At 65.3% G+C, this 16,367-nt stretch carries 14 protein-coding genes; 4 read left to right on the plus strand and 10 right to left on the minus strand.

Annotated elements, in window-relative coordinates; all coding sequences use genetic code 11:
- Window position 1: 1 nt before the first annotated feature.
- Entirely contained in the window at window positions 2–1,003 is a 1,002-nt protein-coding gene (locus tag PSR88_RS16355) for an asparaginase (RefSeq protein WP_016881999.1), read from the minus strand.
- A 187-nt stretch (window positions 1,004–1,190) separates the two neighbouring features.
- Here PSR88_RS16355 and PSR88_RS16360 point away from each other — a divergent pair, with 187 nt between their 5' ends.
- A complete protein-coding gene (locus PSR88_RS16360) occupies window positions 1,191–2,195 on the plus strand; it encodes a LacI family DNA-binding transcriptional regulator (protein ID WP_016881998.1) in 1,005 nt (334 codons plus the stop codon).
- 39 nt (window positions 2,196–2,234) lie between these two features.
- On the opposite strand, the gene PSR88_RS16365 is transcribed toward PSR88_RS16360, so the two are convergent.
- From PSR88_RS16365 to PSR88_RS16385, 5 genes are all read right to left on the minus strand, one after another.
- Window positions 2,235–3,638: an amidase gene (locus PSR88_RS16365; RefSeq protein ID WP_016881997.1), complete on the minus strand. Its 1,404-nt coding sequence runs from the start codon at window positions 3,636–3,638 to the stop codon at window positions 2,235–2,237.
- 188 nt (window positions 3,639–3,826) lie between these two features.
- Window positions 3,827–4,528 (minus strand): cyclase family protein, encoded by a 702-nt coding sequence (locus tag PSR88_RS16370; protein WP_007298643.1) that lies wholly within the window; start codon window positions 4,526–4,528, stop codon window positions 3,827–3,829.
- Window positions 4,529–4,619: 91 nt separating this feature from the next.
- Window positions 4,620–5,369: an SDR family NAD(P)-dependent oxidoreductase gene (locus tag PSR88_RS16375; RefSeq protein WP_007298644.1), complete on the minus strand. Its 750-nt coding sequence runs from the start codon at window positions 5,367–5,369 to the stop codon at window positions 4,620–4,622.
- Window positions 5,370–5,398: 29 nt separating this feature from the next.
- On the minus strand, window positions 5,399–6,199 hold the full coding sequence (locus tag PSR88_RS16380; protein WP_016881996.1) for an SDR family NAD(P)-dependent oxidoreductase: 801 nt from the start codon (window positions 6,197–6,199) through the stop codon (window positions 5,399–5,401).
- Between the two features lie 93 nt (window positions 6,200–6,292).
- Complete coding sequence (locus PSR88_RS16385) at window positions 6,293–7,735, minus strand: MFS transporter (protein WP_237724040.1); 1,443 nt, start codon at window positions 7,733–7,735, stop codon at window positions 6,293–6,295.
- 280 nt (window positions 7,736–8,015) lie between these two features.
- On the opposite strand from PSR88_RS16385, the gene PSR88_RS16390 reads away from it, so the two are divergent.
- The 3 genes from PSR88_RS16390 to PSR88_RS16400 all read left to right on the plus strand — a co-directional run bounded on the left by PSR88_RS16390 (window position 8,016) and on the right by PSR88_RS16400 (window position 10,467).
- Window positions 8,016–8,186: a hypothetical protein gene (locus tag PSR88_RS16390; protein WP_237720490.1), complete on the plus strand. Its 171-nt coding sequence runs from the start codon at window positions 8,016–8,018 to the stop codon at window positions 8,184–8,186.
- A gap of 527 nt (window positions 8,187–8,713) precedes the next feature.
- Window positions 8,714–9,040 carry a WhiB family transcriptional regulator gene (locus tag PSR88_RS16395; RefSeq protein ID WP_192815069.1) on the plus strand — a complete coding sequence of 109 codons (327 nt, stop codon included), beginning with the start codon at window positions 8,714–8,716 and terminating at the stop codon, window positions 9,038–9,040.
- Window positions 9,041–9,690: 650 nt separating this feature from the next.
- A complete protein-coding gene (locus tag PSR88_RS16400) occupies window positions 9,691–10,467 on the plus strand; it encodes an IclR family transcriptional regulator (protein ID WP_011595879.1) in 777 nt (258 codons plus the stop codon).
- 73 nt (window positions 10,468–10,540) lie between these two features.
- Here PSR88_RS16400 and pyk read toward each other — a convergent pair whose 3' ends face one another.
- The 4 genes from pyk to PSR88_RS16420 form a co-directional block, all read right to left on the minus strand.
- Entirely contained in the window at window positions 10,541–12,052 is a 1,512-nt protein-coding gene (gene pyk / locus PSR88_RS16405; RefSeq protein WP_011595880.1) for a pyruvate kinase, read from the minus strand.
- A 498-nt stretch (window positions 12,053–12,550) separates the two neighbouring features.
- Window positions 12,551–14,356, minus strand: coding sequence for a glyoxylate carboligase (gene gcl, locus PSR88_RS16410; RefSeq protein WP_342338280.1), 1,806 nt, complete (start codon window positions 14,354–14,356; stop codon window positions 12,551–12,553).
- Between the two features lie 36 nt (window positions 14,357–14,392).
- Window positions 14,393–15,277, minus strand: coding sequence for a 2-hydroxy-3-oxopropionate reductase (locus PSR88_RS16415; RefSeq protein WP_342338282.1), 885 nt, complete (start codon window positions 15,275–15,277; stop codon window positions 14,393–14,395).
- A 40-nt stretch (window positions 15,278–15,317) separates the two neighbouring features.
- Window positions 15,318–16,142, minus strand: coding sequence for a hydroxypyruvate isomerase family protein (locus PSR88_RS16420; protein WP_016881990.1), 825 nt, complete (start codon window positions 16,140–16,142; stop codon window positions 15,318–15,320).
- Between the last annotated feature and the right edge of the window lie 225 nt (window positions 16,143–16,367).

Here is a 16,367-nt window from a genome sequence, read left to right on the forward strand (position 1 = left end):
TTCAGTCCTCCTTGTTGTCTGCGTAGATATCGATCAGGGAGTTGACCTGCTCCGAGGCATCCACTCGCTGGGACAGCCAGAGGGCCAGGAGTATTCGGAGCTGCGTGGCCGGCAGGCCTGACGCCGCAGGAACGCCCGCGGCCACCAAGTCGGCCCCGCCACCATTTCCGTACACGCCGGCGACCGGACCTTCGGGGACTCGGGTGGACAGCACGAGGAATACCCCTCGCGGCAAGAGATCCTGCGCGGCTGCGACCACCGCCGGGTTGGCGTTGCCGATGCCGGTGCCGGCCACGATCACACCCTTCGCCCCGGCCGCGACGGCTGCATGGATCAACGCGGCGTCGCCGCCCGGATACATCTCGACCAGATCGACGCGGGTGTCGTCGAACGCGAGGGTGGGCCGCGGTAGCGGCTTGGGACGGCGGGGGGCGGAGATGATCGACACGGCGCCTCCGCTGACGTTGCCGACGCTGCCGCCGACCATCGAGTCGAACGCCGCCAGAGCGGTCGTGTGCATCTTGCGCGTTCCCCGAGCGGGGAGAATCCGCCCGGCGAAGGCGATCAGCACACCCAGCTCGCGGGCGTCGGGCGAGGCCGCAACCCGCACGGCGTCCGCAAGATTGCGGGGGCCGTCACCGGCGACAGCGTCACGGGGATGCTGTGCGCCGGTCAGCACGAGGGGGCGGGGATCGTCGTGCACGAGATCGAGGAGGATCGCTGTCTCCTCCATCGTGTCGGTGCCGTGGGTGATGACGATTCCGTCGACACGCTCGTGCTCGCGAGCGAGCAGGTCGGCGACTTGGTCACTGATCTGGCGCAGGTGACCGAGCGTCATCTGGTACGAGCCGATGGTCATCAGGTCGATCGTTTCGATCTCGACGCCGGCTATGCCGGTGCCCTCGAGAAGAGTGGCCGCCGTCTGGTTCGCGACGACACCGCCCTCGGAGGTCGTGGAGGCGATTGTGCCTCCGGTAGCGATGATCGCTATTCGCAACGGCATGCCAAGAAGTGAAGCACAATACAAACGTTTGCCGCAATCGTTTGGGCTCACTTTTCACAAACGATTGTGTGTTGATCGTTGTGGGGGTCTTCGTTCGGTAGTCTGAGGTCGAGAGATCGAGTTCGATGTCGATGACCAGGGAGGCGAGCCGTTGAAGGCGTCACAGAAAGGCCCGCTGACACTCCGCATGATCGCGACCGAGCTGGGGATAAGCCCGTCGACGATTTCGCGGGTCCTCAACACTGAAGGCGACGCCGCCCTGCGTTGGGGATCCCCCGAAACCGTGGCCCGAATCCGGGCATTCGCCGAGGAGCATGGGTATTCCCCCAATCCTCAAGCGTCGAGTCTGAGGACGCGGCGGTCCGGCCTCATCGGGGTGCTGGTGCCACGCCTGGAGGACTACGTGCTCGCGACCATCTACGGAGGCATTGAGGAAGCGGCGTGGGAATCTGGACTGTCCACCTTCGTCACCAACTCGCTGGACATCCCCGCCAATCAACGAGCGCGGACACAAATGATGATCGATCGCCGCGTCGACGGAATGATCTTCGGCGATGCCCACCTCGACCACCAATTCCTCGACGAAGTCCATGACCAGGGGCTCAAGTTCACCTTGGCCTCCCGGCGCGCGGGCCGCTATACCTCGGCAACCGTCGACGATGTCAAGGGCGGTCGCCTCGTCGGACAACACTTGGCTGATACCGGCCGCCGAAACGTTGCGGTTCTGGCGGGTCTCGAATTTGCGTCCACAGCACGCGATCGCGCACGGGGGGCGGTCGAAGCGTTGGCCGACAACGGAATCGAGGTACCGACTGATCGCATCGTGTACTCGGGCTTTGATCCCGCGGGTGGACGCGCGGCGGTCGAGAAGGTTCTGGCTACAGGACCGGTGCCCGATGCGATCTTCGCGACCAACGATTTCGCTGCACTGGGAGCCTTCGGAGCCCTCCGAGACAGGGGCATCCACGTACCCGACGACGTCGCGCTTGTCGGGTACAACGACACCCCCTTGGCCGAGGGAGGCGCCGTCCCACTGACAACTATCCGCTCTCCCATGCATGAGCTGGGTCGACACGCCCTCCGCCTGTTGCTCGAGGTCCTGGCCGGCAGGACACCGGAGTCTGTTCTCCTCGAGCCCGAATTGATAGTGAGGCGGAGCAGCGACACTCGCGCGACAACGACCCCGGTGTAGGAGCGGAGAACCTCAAATCGGCGCGACCAGTCTCGCCGACTAGAGCGGTCTGAGATGACCCCAGGGTGAGGCCTCCTCGAGCGTCCCCGCGATTCGGAAGAGGTCGGCGTCGCGATTCGTTCCCGTGACAACTTGCAGGCCCACTGGCATCCCACTCGTGGTGAAGCCGCACGGTATGGAGGCTGCTGGGTTGCCGGTCAGGTTGAAGGGGTATGTGTAGTAGGCCCACGACACGAGGCCGCGGTCCGGCAGCTCCGGGGGGACATTGATGCCGGCGCCCAGTTCGGCGACGGGAAGAGTCGGGGTGACCAAAACGTCATACCGGCTGAAGAATTGACGTACGTGCTCCCGCAATTCAAACCGTTGAAAGAATTTGGCGAAGTAGTCCGCGAGTGTCTCGCGGTACAGCGCTTGCGTAATCGCTTCGGCGACATCGGGATCGAGCAAGTGCCGGGAATGGTCCAGCTCCTCGCGCAACTTCAGTCCGACCCCGGCGTAGAACTCGGCCTCCCAGAGCCCGATGGGATCGTCAGGTAGCACCTCGTCGATCAGGTCGACATGACAACCCGCCTCTTCCAATCGCCCGACGGCGGATTCGCAGAGCTCTCGCACCTCGCCGCTGACGGACGCGTAACCGAGGGTCGGGCTCCATGCAACTCGCATGTTGGTCGTCCCGCGACCGCAGGCGCCGACAAGATCGGGGACATCCTGTGCCACGCTCGACGGGTCGCGCGCGTCGAACCCGGACATCACTTCGATCAACAGCGCGGCATCGCGGACCGACCGTGCAATCGCACCGACGTGGCCGAGGGAGGGGGTGGCACTGGTCGGGAAGACGGGGACTCGACCGTACTGCGCCTTGACGCCGACCAACCCACAGAGGGCGGCCGGTATCCGGACGGATCCGCCGCCGTCGGTTCCGAGGGCGAAGGGCGTCACCCCGGCCGCCACGCTGGCCGCTGCGCCCGAGCTGGAGCCACCCGGCGATTTATCGGTGTTCCACGGATTGCGGGTCACCCCGGTCAGAGGACTGTCCCCGCCACCGGCCTTGGCGCCGAACTCCGTGGTCGTGGTCTTGCCCAGGATGCAGGAACCCGCTGACTTGATCCGCTCGACCGAGGGTGCATCGGACCGCGCGACGTTGTCGGCCCTGGTCTTGGACCCGAACGTCGTCCGGACGCCCGCGACGTCGATCAAGTCCTTCACCGAGAGCGGAATTCCGTGCAATTTTCCGAGCTGACCGCCGGCGAGGACCTGGGCCTCTGCGGCGCGAGCGGCCTTCAGGGCCACATCAGGTGTTGCGGTCACAAAGGCGTTGAGTGTCGGTTCCAGGTCGTCCATCCGGGTCAAGGCCGCCTCGGTGACCTCGACCGGTGACACCTGCCTGGTGGATATCAGCTGCCTCAGCTCGAAGGCGGTGAGGTATGAAAAATCGTTGCTCACTGGACGTTTCGCTCTTCCTACTTGGCACGGAGGGACGTCCCCACCGAATTACGTGTGACGGCACCACGCCGCAGTCAGGGCGGCCCAGTCGGCGCCCTGACTGCGGCTGGAGGTCGATACACCATGTATCGAAGCGAGCAGGAACAACTGCTGTTCAGCGATCGCGTCGAGAATGGCCGGATACCGAGTTACTCGTCCAGGATGGCGAACGCACGAGTGGGCCCGCCGGTGCCATGCATGAGCGCGAGCGGCACTCCGAAGAACATGAACTCGCCCTTACCGACCAGTTCCTCGAGGTTGACCAGCCATTCGTAGTGGGTGATGCCGCGGTCTCGGCACACACGGTGGTTGTAGAAGTAGTTGTGATTCGGGGCATCCGTTGACGGCCCCTCCACCCCATGCACCTTCGAGCCGTGGTCGGCGAGCCAGTGGGTGGCGTCCGTACTGATGCCGGGGTTGCTGGTCACCACCGAATGGTTGGGATAATGACGTTTGTGCAGACCTGTGTTGAGGAGCACGATATGGCCGTCCACCGTCACCCCGGATTGCTCCTGTCCCCTTTCCAGGTCTTCGACCTCGATCATCCCCAGGTCGGGGATGTGCGTCATGTCGAAACACACCGCCTTTCCGAAGAACATCTCCAGCGGCATCTCACCGACCTTGAGGCCGTCGGGGTTGACGTGGAAGAAGGAGTCGACGTGGGTGCCGATGTGGTCGAGGGTGCCGATGTACGACGTGGCCAGGGACATCGGATCGTCGTCGGTCCCGAGGTTGAGCTTGACCGAGTCTTCGTGCCGGGTATGCGGGACGTGAACGGGGCTCTGAAAGAACTTGTGGCTGGGCATGTTGTCGTCAATCGGAAGAGATAGGTCGATCACGCGCTGTGCCATGGTGTGACTCCTCACATCAGATCGTATGGAAATTGTGCGGCCGCTCGCGGCCCGTACCGACTAGCCGGGGTTGGACCGGGGGGATCAACGCTCACGGCATCACATCGCCACTGTTGGGCCCCAAGGTCTGCCCGACGTACAGGTTGCCTCCGGGGTCGCTGGCGAGCAGGACCGCGGTGGGCGCGATCTCGTGCGGCAACCCGAATCGGCCCAGCGGCAGTTCGGCCTCCTTCGCCTGTCGCCAGTCCTCGGTGATGCCGGCGAAGAGCGGGGTCCAGACCGGTCCGGGGGCAATCGCGTTGACCAAGACCCCACTGGGGGCCAATTCGCGGGCCAGCGCCCTCGTCAGTCCGATGACACCCGCCTTAGCGGCGCAGTAATGGACCAGGCCGACACCGCCTTTGATCCCCAGTTGGCTGCTGATGTTGATGATGCGACCGGACCCTTGTGCCAGCATGTGCGGTACCGCCCACCGGCAGCACAGGAACACGCTGCGCAGATCAACGGAGATCATTTCGTCCCAGGTGGCGACGTCCATCTCGGCCAACGGGACCTCTGTCAGCAGCCCGGCGCAGTTCACCAGGATGTCGAGTGCACCGAATTCCGCCAGGCATCGATCTACCATCATTTTGGTTTGGTCGGGATCGGTCACGTCGACGACGACACCCACCGCTTTTGCCTCGCCCTCCGAGTAACGGCTCACGGCGGCCGCGAGGCGCTCCTCGTCGCGATCGGCAAGCAGCAGGTGTGCGCCCTCGGCCGCGTAGGCGTCGGCGATGGCTGCTCCGATCCCGCTCGCGGCACCTGTCACGATCGCGGTACGCCCTTCGAGTATACCCATTATCTTCTGCCTTCCACTCGTTTACCCGGTCACTTCGGCCAGCGGACGGTCAGGCCGCCGTCGACGATGATCTGTTGCCCTGTAACGAATCCCGCGTCCTCGCTGGTGAGGAAGCGCACGACCCGTGCCACCTCGTCGGCGCACCCCACCCTGCCCCACGGAATGATCTTGCCGATATCGGCGAGTCCCTCGGGGCCGAGGGAGTTGACCCCGTCAAGGGACTGCGGGGTCTCGATGAGGCCCGGGATGACCGCGTTGACGCGAATACCGGATTCTGCCAGTTCCGTTGCGAGCGAACGGCACAGTCCCAGCACGCCGGCCTTCGCGGCCGCATAGTGTGCGTGATGATCCCAGCCGTAGACTCCGCCGGCAATGGAGGAGATGGCCACCATCGCGCCCGGCCCGGTCATTCGACTGGCCGCCGACCGGAAGGTGCGCAGTACACCCGTCAGGTCCACGGACAGCATGTCGTCCCAAGCGGCGTCGTCCAACTCGGCCAAAGACGCCTGCCGCAGGATCCCGGCGTTGGCGACGGCGATGTCAAGCCGCCCGTAGATGTCAATGGCGCTCTGTGCGAACGTCTCGACCTGGCCGCTGTCGCGCACGTCCACCGCGACCGCTGTGCACTGGCCGCCGATCGCCTCGACCTGCTTGACGGTGTCGTTGACGTCGTGCGGATCGCCGGTGTAGTAGCCGATGACGCTGGTGGCGCCGGCGCGGGCGTAGGCCACCGCCAGGGCCTGGCCGATGCCGCTGGATCCTCCGGTAATGATCGCGACTTTGCCCTGCAGGCCGTCATCACGGGTGGGGGTACTGGTGTTGTGGGGCACGGAACTTACCTCTCACTGGTAGTTGGTTTATGCAGGCGTGGACCGCCCCGGGCTGGGTATAAAGGTCCACGCTGGTGGTGACGTGGCGGTTCTTTAGGCCGTGACCGCGTCCGTGTCGTCGACGTCGACGTCGTCGACGTCACCGTGGTGGTGGTTCTGATCGACCTTGCGGCATCCGAGCATCACCAGGCCGGATCCGAACATTCCTAGGGCTCCCGCGATGAACGCGGCCATCGGGACGTCAACGCCGGTGGACAGGATGATCGTCAGCAGACCCGCGCCGAGAATGGCGCCGACCGGGCCCATGATGTGCGCGGCGTTGGGGCCCGTCCCGCGTACACGGGCGGGAAAGGACTCGCTCATGTAGAAGAGCATCGCAGCGTAGGGGCCGTTCAAGAAGAAGATTCCGAGGGCATACAGGGGGATGACGAAACCGGCGTTGTTCGGACCGAAGAGCATCACTGTCATGACGGCGCCGCCGATGATCCAACCGACCATGATGGTGGTCCGCCGGTTGACACGATCACCGACATAGCCGTGGGCGAGGTAGCCGAGGAAGCCGGCCGCGTTGGACACGATGAGGATGAGCAATGCGTTGCCGAACGATACGCCCTTGCCGTCGGTGAGGATCGTGGTTCCGAGGACGGCGAAGACCTGAATGCCCATCCAATTCAACAGCCACGCCGCCGACAGGCAGATCGTGTGCCGGCGGAGGTCCGGAGCGAAGATCTGGCGCAGCCCGGACTCTTGATCCCGGGTGATATCCAGGTCGTAGAGGGCGGCGAGGCGTTCCGCGTCGTTGGCCCGGCCTTCCTTACGCAATTCTCTCGTGCGCCGGAGCGCGATGAACGCCGGCGACTCCCGCAGACGGCGTGCGAGGAACACGACCACAATGGCGGGGAAGGTGGCGAGGACGAAGATCCAGCGCCACTCCACGAACGGAAGCAGGGCCGCGGCGAAGGCGGAGGCGAGTAGAGCGCCTACGGGCCAACCACTTTGGACGAAGCTGAACATGAATCCCCGACGACGGCTCTTACCGTAGATCTCGTTGAGGTAGACACTGTTCACGACCTCCTCCGAGTAGCCAAGACCCGAGATCGCACGAATTCCGATCATGGCGAGCGCGCCGTTCGCCAGACCCGTCAGACCCGATGTCAGCGCGGCGCCCACGGTGCAGAAGACCAGCGCTGGTTTGCGTCCCACGCGGTCGAGCAACGGGCCAACTGCCAGGGACACGAAGAAGGTGCCCAAGGTGACCCAGGTGGCGACTGCGGTGGCCGTGCTTGTGGACCACTCGAAGGTCTTCGCTATCTCGGGTAGCAGGGTGCCGAAGAGGACGAAGTCATAGACCGAGAACACCCAGGCAAGGAAGCAGACGATCGACGTCGTCAGCAGGAACTTGCGGCTGTGCTCGGGCGGGCCCTTCAGAAGGACCTCGTCGGAGGGCTTGCCGGACGCCCATTCCTGGTCATCTGCATCGGGGAGCGGGCCGCTCCGGGATGACGTGGCAAGCGGGGAAGGATCGGTGGGGGACACGGGGTAGGCCTTTCGTTCGAGCCGACCGGTAGTACCGAGCAGCGAGGTCGAGGCGGTCGGGGCAACCAGTGGCACACGGTTGCCTCACCAACAGGTCGAGTCATCGTTCAGACCTGGAACCTCATCGAAATCGGGTCGCGGAGTGCGGAAGCGAAAGCAGTCCACGGGAGGGTGCACTTCTACGACCCGATCGTAATTTCCGTATTGCGAGAATATACTTTCGTTCTACGAATAGTGACAGGGGTCACCCGGGATGTCAATACCGTCTGTCGTCACCGAGATGGCTACCGGGGGAGCGGACGTCGACCGACTCTACGAAGACATCGTCGGCGCCGAGTACTCAATCGATCGGACCTCCGCGCTACGCAACGACATCGACGACATCCGCGCAGCTCTCGAAGCCCAGGTCGCCTACCTCGACAGTCTCATCGGACCACACCGGCATGCATGAGTTAGTTCATGCATGCATTTGCGTTAACTGATGCTGGCACACGCGCCCCGGTGTCACAGGCGTGTGTTTCACAATCGGACATGCCGACGCCCTGCGGTTCTAGTTTGATTCGGAGTGATCAACAGACGCTGGAATTTACCGGTGGGGCGTCGAGGGGTCGCCCCTCCCGGTGGTGCGAGGCCCCACGTCGGTGCGCCCACGGCGGCGGCCCTCCCGAGGTGATCAGAACCGATTTCGGGATGGACACCGCAGCGTTCTGTCGGGCACTGGTCGCGTATCTCGACGTCGCCGCGCCGGCACCGCTGCGGCCGCTTGGTCGAGCAAGTGATCACCGTCGCTCGTCGAAGGTTCTGGCTGGGCACCTGAACTTGAAGAGACCGTCCGGACTGGTTGTGAAGGATGTTGTTTGCGAAAGGATTACCGCGGTGACAGGTCCGCAGCACAAATACCCGTGAGTGAGATGAGTGAGACCGATCCGATGACTTGTATATCCGCTCGTGCGCCGAACACTGTGCCGGCTTCCCGCCGTGAAGGTACGCCACGGACCGGAACCGCCCGCCGACCGTGATCGGGGAGATTGGCGCATCCTGGGGTCGTGCCGGAACGTCGAGTCGTCGTTGTTCTTCTCTCCAGAGGGGGAGCGTGGTCGGGACCGGGCGCGGCGCGAAGCGCGCGCCAAACGCGTCTGCCAGGACTGCCCGGTGCTCACCGAATGCCGCGAGTACGCCCTGGCCGTTGCCGAACCGTACGGAACGTGGGGCGGGATGTCCGAGAACGACCGCAGACGGCACATCCGGCCCCGGCAGACAGAGAGGCGGCCCGCCGACCTTCCTGTCGAGGAACCGGTGCGCTGACAGACGATGCGCGCGATTGCAGTGGTGATCTACTCGGCTGTTCGAACGTTCGCCGCGTCGCGGGTCGATGACGATGTGGTCGGGATGCCTCTCCACTACGCCCAGGGCGGTCCTCGCGCCCTTGACCGATGCGATCGCCCCGGTGAGCGTCGAGGTGGTGCTGACTCCGACCGGGGCAGTGGCGGGGACGGCGATCTGACTTCTCGCCTGAGCTTCGGCAGACCGCTTCCTTGCTTGCTGGGGGCGCCCTCAGGGGGCGATGTGGGTGAGCTCGGTTCTCGCGGGTTCAGCGCGCTTCGCCTACTCGCCTGCGCCGCGGACGAGGGACCGGGAATCTCCGCGATAGGGGATTCCTCGGGGTGCTGGTGTGCAGGTCGACTGCCGCGTTCCGAACGGTGAGAGTCAGGAGCTAGTGGTGGGCTCGTGGGCGCCGGCGCTTCCGTCCACGTACCGGAGGTCGAGCGAGCGCACCATAGCGATTTCGTAATTCGGAAATATTCTTCCGCAAAATGAGATAATATTGTGATCCGTGGTGCGGAGGATCTGCGATCGCGTCAGGCACAAGGGGGCCACGCTATCATCGCTCGAACCAAGCCTTCCGCTTCGTGGAATACTCTGATGGGCCGGTGACCGCAGAATGGAGATCAGGCATGACAACAGCAACTCGGGCCAGCGCCGGCGGTGGAGTTCAATCGGTCGAGCGGGTGTTCGACATCCTCGAGCTCATGGCGTCGGCCGGCGGCGCGATCGGGGTCAGTGAGCTGGCCGACCGGGCGGGGCTCCCCCTTCCGACCATTCACCGGCTGATTCGCACCCTCGTGGATCGGGGGTACGTGCGTCAGTTGCCGACCCGCCGATACGCGTTGGGGCCGAAGTTGATTCGACTGGGGGACAGTGCTACCCAGCTCATCGGGTCCTGGTCGCGACCTCACCTGTCGGATTTGGTCGAGCGCACCGGCGAGACCGCGAACATGGCGGTGCTCGACGGGAACATGGCGGTCTATGTGGCACAGGTTCCGTCCCCCCACTCGATGCGCATGTTCACCGAGGTCGGTCGGCGCGTGTTCCCGCACTGCACCGGAGTGGGAAAGGCGCTGCTTCTGCAGCTGTCCAACGAGACGGTTCGTTCGCTGGTGACCAGGACGGGTATGCCGTCGTACACCGAGAATTCCATCACCGATCCCGAGACGCTCATCGCCGATCTCGAGGTGAGTAGAAGACGCGGCTACGCCATCGACGAGGGTGAGCAGGAGATCGGTGTTCGCTGCTTCGCCGTGCCGGTCCCCAACGCGCCTACCCCGACTGCTGTGTCGATCTCGGGACCGGCGGCGCGCGTGACCGTCGAGTCCGCCGATGAGATCGCTCCCCTGCTCCAGCGGGTGGCGCTGGAGCTGGGGACCGAGTTCGACAAGGATGCCGCTCTGTAAAGCGGTGGGGGAGGCAGGCTCCGGTGTCGGGCCGGTGCTATTGGGGGCGTGCCGATTGATCAGTCCTTGCCGATCAGTGGTCCTCTTCGCCGATTCTGTGGACGTGGATCAGGTTGGTCGAGCCGACGGTGCCGGGCGGCGACCCGGCCACGATGACCACCAGTTCCCCCTTCTGGTACCGGCCCAACCCGAGCAGCGCGTGGTCGACCTGCCGCACCATCGCGTCGGTGCTCTCGACCGGATCGACGATGAACGTCTCGGTACCCCACGTCAGCGACAACTGGCTGCGCACCTCCGGCAGCGGGGTGAACGCCAGCAACGGCAACGGCGTGTGCAGCCGCGCCAACCGGCGCACCGTGTCCCCGGACTGGGTGAACGCGACCAGCGCCTTCGCATCCAGCCGCTCCCCGATGTCGCGGGCCGCATAGGAGATGACACCGCGCTTGGTCCGCGGCACGTGCGTGAGCGGCGGCACCTGAGTGGACTCGTTCTCCACCGCCTCGACGATCCGCGCCATCGTGCGCACCGTCTCCATCACGTACTTGCCCACCGACGTCTCACCCGACAGCATCACCGCGTCCGCACCGTCGAGGACCGCGTTCGCGACGTCGGACGCCTCGGCGCGGGTGGGCCGCGAGTTCTCGATCATCGACTCCAGCATCTGCGTCGCGACGATGACCGGCTTCGCGTTCTCCCGGGCGATCTGGATCGCCCGCTTCTGCACCAGCGGCACCTGCTCGAGCGGCAACTCCACCCCCAGATCACCACGGGCGACCATCACCGCGTCGAACGCCAGCACGATCGCCTCGAGGTTGTCGATCGCCTCCGGCTTCTCGAGCTTCGCGATCACCGGGATCCGGCGACCGACCCGATCCATCACGGCGTGAACCAGTTCCACGTCGGCCGGCGACCGCACGAACGACAGGGCGATGAAGTCGACACCGAGACCGAGCGCGAACTCGAGGTCGGCGATGTCCTTCTCCGACAGCGCCGGGACCGACACGTTCATCCCCGGCAGCGACACACCCTTGTTGTTGCTGACCGGGCCGCCCTCGGTGACCCGGCAGATCACGTCGTTGCCGTCCACCCCGGAGACGACGAGACCGACCTTGCCGTCGTCGACCAGCAGGCGGTCACCGGCCTTGGCGTCCTCGGCGAGCTGCTTGTAGGTGGTCGACACCCGGTCGTGGGTGCCCTCGACCTCGTCGACGGTGATCCGCACTTCCTCACCGTTGGCCCACGTGGTGCGCCCCTCGGCGAACCGGCCGAGCCGGATCTTCGGGCCCTGCAGGTCGGCGAGGACACCGACCGCCTTCCCCGTCGCGTCCGAGGCCGCCCGGACGCGTTTGTAGTTCTCCTCGTGGTCGGCGTGTTCGCCGTGGCTGAAATTCAGCCGCGCCACGTCCATACCGCTTTCGACGAGTTCGCGAATACGGTCACCGGTGGCGGTAGCAGGTCCAAGTGTGCATACGATCTTCGTGTGGCGTAGTGGAGCAGTGTGGCTGTCGAAGTGGCGTGTGGTGCTCGCCGACTCGCTGACGACTTCACTGCGGTGCGGTGCGGTGCGCGTGACCGACTCGGTCATCGCGTACTCAGCCGGGTGTCATCGTGTGCAAGTGGGTTCTTGGTCGAGTGGCATGCGAGCCGGACCTGGCAGATCAGCTGGTGCTGAGCCGAGACCGTCGGGGTGATACCAAGACTGTGCAGGAAATGCTTCTTCATCAGGATCTGCTCCAATCGGCGGAAGTATTGGACGGGGGTGAGACCGAATTCGACAAAGATGTCGGCGTCGGATCTCCGCCGCCCCAGTGCCGCCACTTCTGTGCGAAGTGCACTATTGCAGTGGTGGTATCGATCATTTCTCCTCCTCGGATGGGGACGTATGTACCGCGTGGGAGCCGCCGAACCGCGGTCGGTAGCGTCCGAGGTGACCAGCCTGAAGAAGGGGTGTGGCGGGTATCGATTCCGCCGTCCGGCGGTTCCCCCATACCTGCGCGATCGATCGAGCCCGGGAGCCGACACGGTGAGGGCCGGCTCCCGGACGCGTGGCACCGACATCCATGCTTATCTGCTGATCGAGTTGCTAATCAAGCAGGGCGTAGGACGACGGTGCATCGTCGGGGCTCTCGGCGAGTGCCTCGAATTCGTTCACATTGTCCAACTCGGTTCCCATGGCGATGTTGGTGATGCGTTCGAGGAACACCTCGACGATCACGGGGACTTTGTGCTCGCCCGCCAACGTCTTGGCCCGTTCGAGGGCCCCGGCAATCTCACCGGGTTCGGTCACTCGGATTGCCTTGCAGCCGAGCCCTTCCGCCACACGCAGATGGTCGACGCCGTACCCCTTCGGGACCGCGGGCAGCACGTCGTGTTCGGTGGCTTCCTGGGTGTTGATGTTGTCGAATCCGAGCGAGACACAGAAGTTCATGTCGAACTGGCGCTGGGCCTGCCGGATCAGTCCCAGGTAGGAGTTGTTCACCACCACGTGGATGTAGGGCAGGTTGAATTGCGCGCCGACTGCCAGTTCCTCGATCAGGAACTGGAAATCGTAGTCGCCGGAGAGCCCGACCACCGTGGCGGTCGGATCGGCGGTCACGACACCGAGGGCGGCCGGCAGAGTCCAGCCCAGCGGGCCGGCCTGCCCGCAGTTGATCCAGTTCCGCTCCTTGTACACGTGCAGGAACTGCCCACCCGCGATCTGCGAGAGCCCAATCGCGCTGACATACCGGACGTCGCGCCCGAAGACGCGGTTCATCTCCTCGTACACCCGCTGCGGCTTGACCGGGACGTCGTCGAAGTGGGTCTTGCGCTGCATGGTCCGCTTCCGGGTGGCACAGTCCTCGACCCAGGTGCTGCGATCGGGCAGGGTTCCGGCGGCCTTGCGCTCCTTCGCGACGGCGACGAACAGTTCGAGCGCCGCCTTGGCGTCGGAGACGATCCCGTAGTCCGGTGCGAACACGCGCCCGATCTGGGTGGGTTCGATGTCGACGTGAACGAACTTGCGCCCCTTGCGGTAGGTGTCGAGGCCGCCCGTGTGCCGGTTGGCCCAGCGGTTGCCGATGCCCAGGACGAAGTCCGAGGCCAGCATGGTCGCGTTGCCGTACCGGTGGGCGGTCTGCAGACCGGCCATGCCCGCGGCGAGGCGGTGGTCGTCCGGGATGGTGCCCCAGCCCATCAGCGTCGGCACCACCGGAACGTCCAGCAGTTCCGCCAGTTCCACGAGCAGATCCGCGGCGTCGGCGTTGATGATGCCGCCGCCGGCGACGATCAGCGGGCGGTCGGCGGCCCCCAGCATGTCGAGGGCCTTCTCCGCCTGCGCCCGGGTCGCCGCCGGCTTGTACACGGGTAGCGGCTGGTAGGTGTCCGGGTCGAACTCGATCTCCGCCAGTTGCACGTCGATCGGCAGGTCGAGGAGAACCGGTCCGGGCCTGCCGGACCGCATCAGGTGAAATGCCTGCGCGAACGCACCCGGAACCTGGGCGGGCTCGAGCACTGTCATGGCCATCTTGGTGACCGGACCCGCGATCGCGGCGATGTCGACGGCCTGGAAGTCTTCCTTGTGCAGGCGTGCGACCGGGGCCTGCCCGGTGATCGCGAGGATCGGGATCGAGTCCGCCATCGCCGAGTACAGGCCGGTGATCATGTCGGTCCCGGCCGGCCCGGAGGTGCCGATGCAGATACCGATGTTTCCGGCCTTGGCGCGGGTGAATCCCTCGGCCATGTGGGATGCGGCCTCGACGTGGCGGGCGAGGACGTGCTTGATCCCACCGTGGTCGCGCATTGCTGCGTAGAACGGGTTGATCGCCGCACCGGGGAGGCCGAAGGCCTGGGTGGCACCTTCGAGTTCCAGAATCTTGACCGCTGCGTCAGCGGCGCGCATACGAGGCATATCAGTTCTCCATCGAGGATTACGAGTTGAGGCGGGTCACTGGGAGGGGCGGCCGGACAGCCGCTCCACTCCGCGCAGCAGGCCCGAATGATCGAGGCCACCATCACCGTTCGCACGGGCGGAGGCCATCAGCTGGGCGAGGACGGCGCCGAGGGGTGTCACGACGCCTGCCTCACGGGCAGCGCTGGTGACGATGCCGAGGTCCTTGTGGTGCAGGTCGATGCGGAATCCGGGCTCGAACGACCGGTCCAGCATCTTCTGCGCCTTCTGGTTCAGGACGGCCGATCCGGCGAGCCCGCCGCCGAGTACCTCCACGGCGGCCGCGGTGTCGACACCGTAGGCCTCGAGGAAGATGATCGCCTCCGCGAGGAGCTGGATGTTGCCGGCGACGATCAGCTGGTTCGCTGCCTTCACCGTCTGTCCGGAGCCGTTCGGGCCCACGTGGACCACCGTCTTCCCGACGACGTCGAGGATCGGGCGGGCCGACTCGAAGTCTTCCGGGGCGCCGCCGACCATGATCGACAGTGCGGCGTTGACCGCCCCGGCCTCGCCACCCGACACCGGGGCGTCGATCAGCCGGAATCCACGCTCGGTCGCCTGCGCGGCGAGTGCGGTGGTGACGTCGGGCCGGATGCTGGAGAAGTCGATGATCAGCGCGCCTGCCGGGGCGTGCTCGAAGACTCCGTCCTCACCGGTGAGTACGGCCTGTACGTCGGGCGAGTCGGGGACCATCACGGCCACGACGTCGGCGCCGGCAACGGCCTTGGCGATGGAGTCCGCTGCGGTGCCGCCGGCCTCGACCAGTGCCGCGGTGCGGTCCGGTGCGAGGTTGAATCCGACCACCTGATGGCCGGCCTTGGCCAGGTTGCAGGCCATGGGGCTGCCCATGATGCCGAGTCCGATGAATGCAATGGTGCTCATGAGGTCTCCTCGAAGTCGTCGTTCGTTGGGGGGGAAGGTGTCAGGCCTCGACGCGCCGCGCGCCGCGCAGCTCACGGGTCAGCCAGTCGAAGGTGTCCGGCCGGGTGGCTTTGTACTCGAGCCCGACATAACCGGCGTAGCCGTGTCCGGCGAGCCTCTTCAGGTAGCCGTCGATGTCGAGGGTTCCGGTGCCGGGTTCGCCGCGACCGGGAGCATCCGCGATCTGCACGTGCCCGATGCGGTCCGCGTACGTGTCGATCGCGGCGCCGACGTCGTCGCCGTTGACCTCGAGGTGGTAGAGGTCCGCGAGGAGCCGCAGCGTGTCGACGCCGTGCTCGCTGCGTACGCGGTCGATGACCGCGACCGCGTCGGCGGCCGTTTTGAGCGGGTAGGCCGGCGCCCCGCTGACCGGCTCGATCAGTACGACCGCACCGATCTTCTCTGCCGCCTGCCCGGCGTACGCCAGGTTCTCGGCGGCGATCGCGTCTTGCCGGTCCACCTCGACCGTGTCGAGCCGGTTGCCGTAGAGAGCATTGAATGCTCTGGTGCCCAACGATTCTGCGATACCGATCGCGACGTCGACATTATCGCGGAAGGCGGAGACCTGTCCCGGGTCGGACAGGATTCCCCGGTCGCCGGCGGGCATGTCGCCTGCGGCGAAGTTCAGACCGGTCAGCTGCACGCCGGCGCCGCGGATCGCACGAACGAAGGAGTCGACCTCATCGTCGGCGGGGACGGGCGTGGCGAAGGGCCACCAGAACTCGACTGCGTCGAATCCGGCATCCCGGGCAGCCTGCGGTCGCTCGAGCAAGGGGATATCGGTCAGCAGAATCGAGCAATTGACAGTGTAAGCAGGGCTAACCATCCGGGAACGTTCCTTTCAGGGGGATGCGGGGTGAGGTTGTCGTGGTGATGGAAGTTCGGCGCGCTGGTCCGCCACTGCCCAGACAGCTGAGCGCTTCTCTGGCAAACCGAAGCCGGAAAACTGAAGATTCCTCTTCGTATATTCCGTAATATGGAAGAAATTTTCCGTTGTGCGATTTGAGTCAACTTGGCTACCGGGCATCTGTCAAGCCCTCGCGTCGGCCGC

This window comes from Rhodococcus sp. DK176 (assembly GCF_038447315.2).
In the GTDB taxonomy this organism is placed as follows: domain Bacteria; phylum Actinomycetota; class Actinomycetes; order Mycobacteriales; family Mycobacteriaceae; genus Rhodococcus_F; species Rhodococcus_F jostii_A.

What these genes read in the sequence shown, in the direction of transcription:
- PSR88_RS16355 (WP_016881999.1), bottom strand. Translation starts at nt 1,003, where the DNA reads ATGCCGTTGCGAATAGCGATCATCGCTACCGGAGGCACAATCGCCTCC.
- PSR88_RS16360 (WP_016881998.1), top strand. Translation starts at nt 1,191, where the DNA reads ATGATCGCGACCGAGCTGGGGATAAGCCCGTCGACGATTTCGCGGGTC.
- PSR88_RS16370 (WP_007298643.1), bottom strand. Translation starts at nt 4,528, where the DNA reads ATGGCACAGCGCGTGATCGACCTATCTCTTCCGATTGACGACAACATG.
- PSR88_RS16375 (WP_007298644.1), bottom strand. Translation starts at nt 5,369, where the DNA reads ATGGGTATACTCGAAGGGCGTACCGCGATCGTGACAGGTGCCGCGAGC.
- PSR88_RS16390 (WP_237720490.1), top strand. Translation starts at nt 8,016, where the DNA reads ATGGCTACCGGGGGAGCGGACGTCGACCGACTCTACGAAGACATCGTC.
- PSR88_RS16400 (WP_011595879.1), top strand. Translation starts at nt 9,691, where the DNA reads ATGACAACAGCAACTCGGGCCAGCGCCGGCGGTGGAGTTCAATCGGTC.
- pyk (WP_011595880.1), bottom strand. Translation starts at nt 12,052, where the DNA reads ATGACCGAGTCGGTCACGCGCACCGCACCGCACCGCAGTGAAGTCGTC.
- gcl (WP_342338280.1), bottom strand. Translation starts at nt 14,356, where the DNA reads ATGCCTCGTATGCGCGCCGCTGACGCAGCGGTCAAGATTCTGGAACTC.
- PSR88_RS16415 (WP_342338282.1), bottom strand. Translation starts at nt 15,277, where the DNA reads ATGAGCACCATTGCATTCATCGGACTCGGCATCATGGGCAGCCCCATG.
- PSR88_RS16420 (WP_016881990.1), bottom strand. Translation starts at nt 16,142, where the DNA reads ATGGTTAGCCCTGCTTACACTGTCAATTGCTCGATTCTGCTGACCGAT.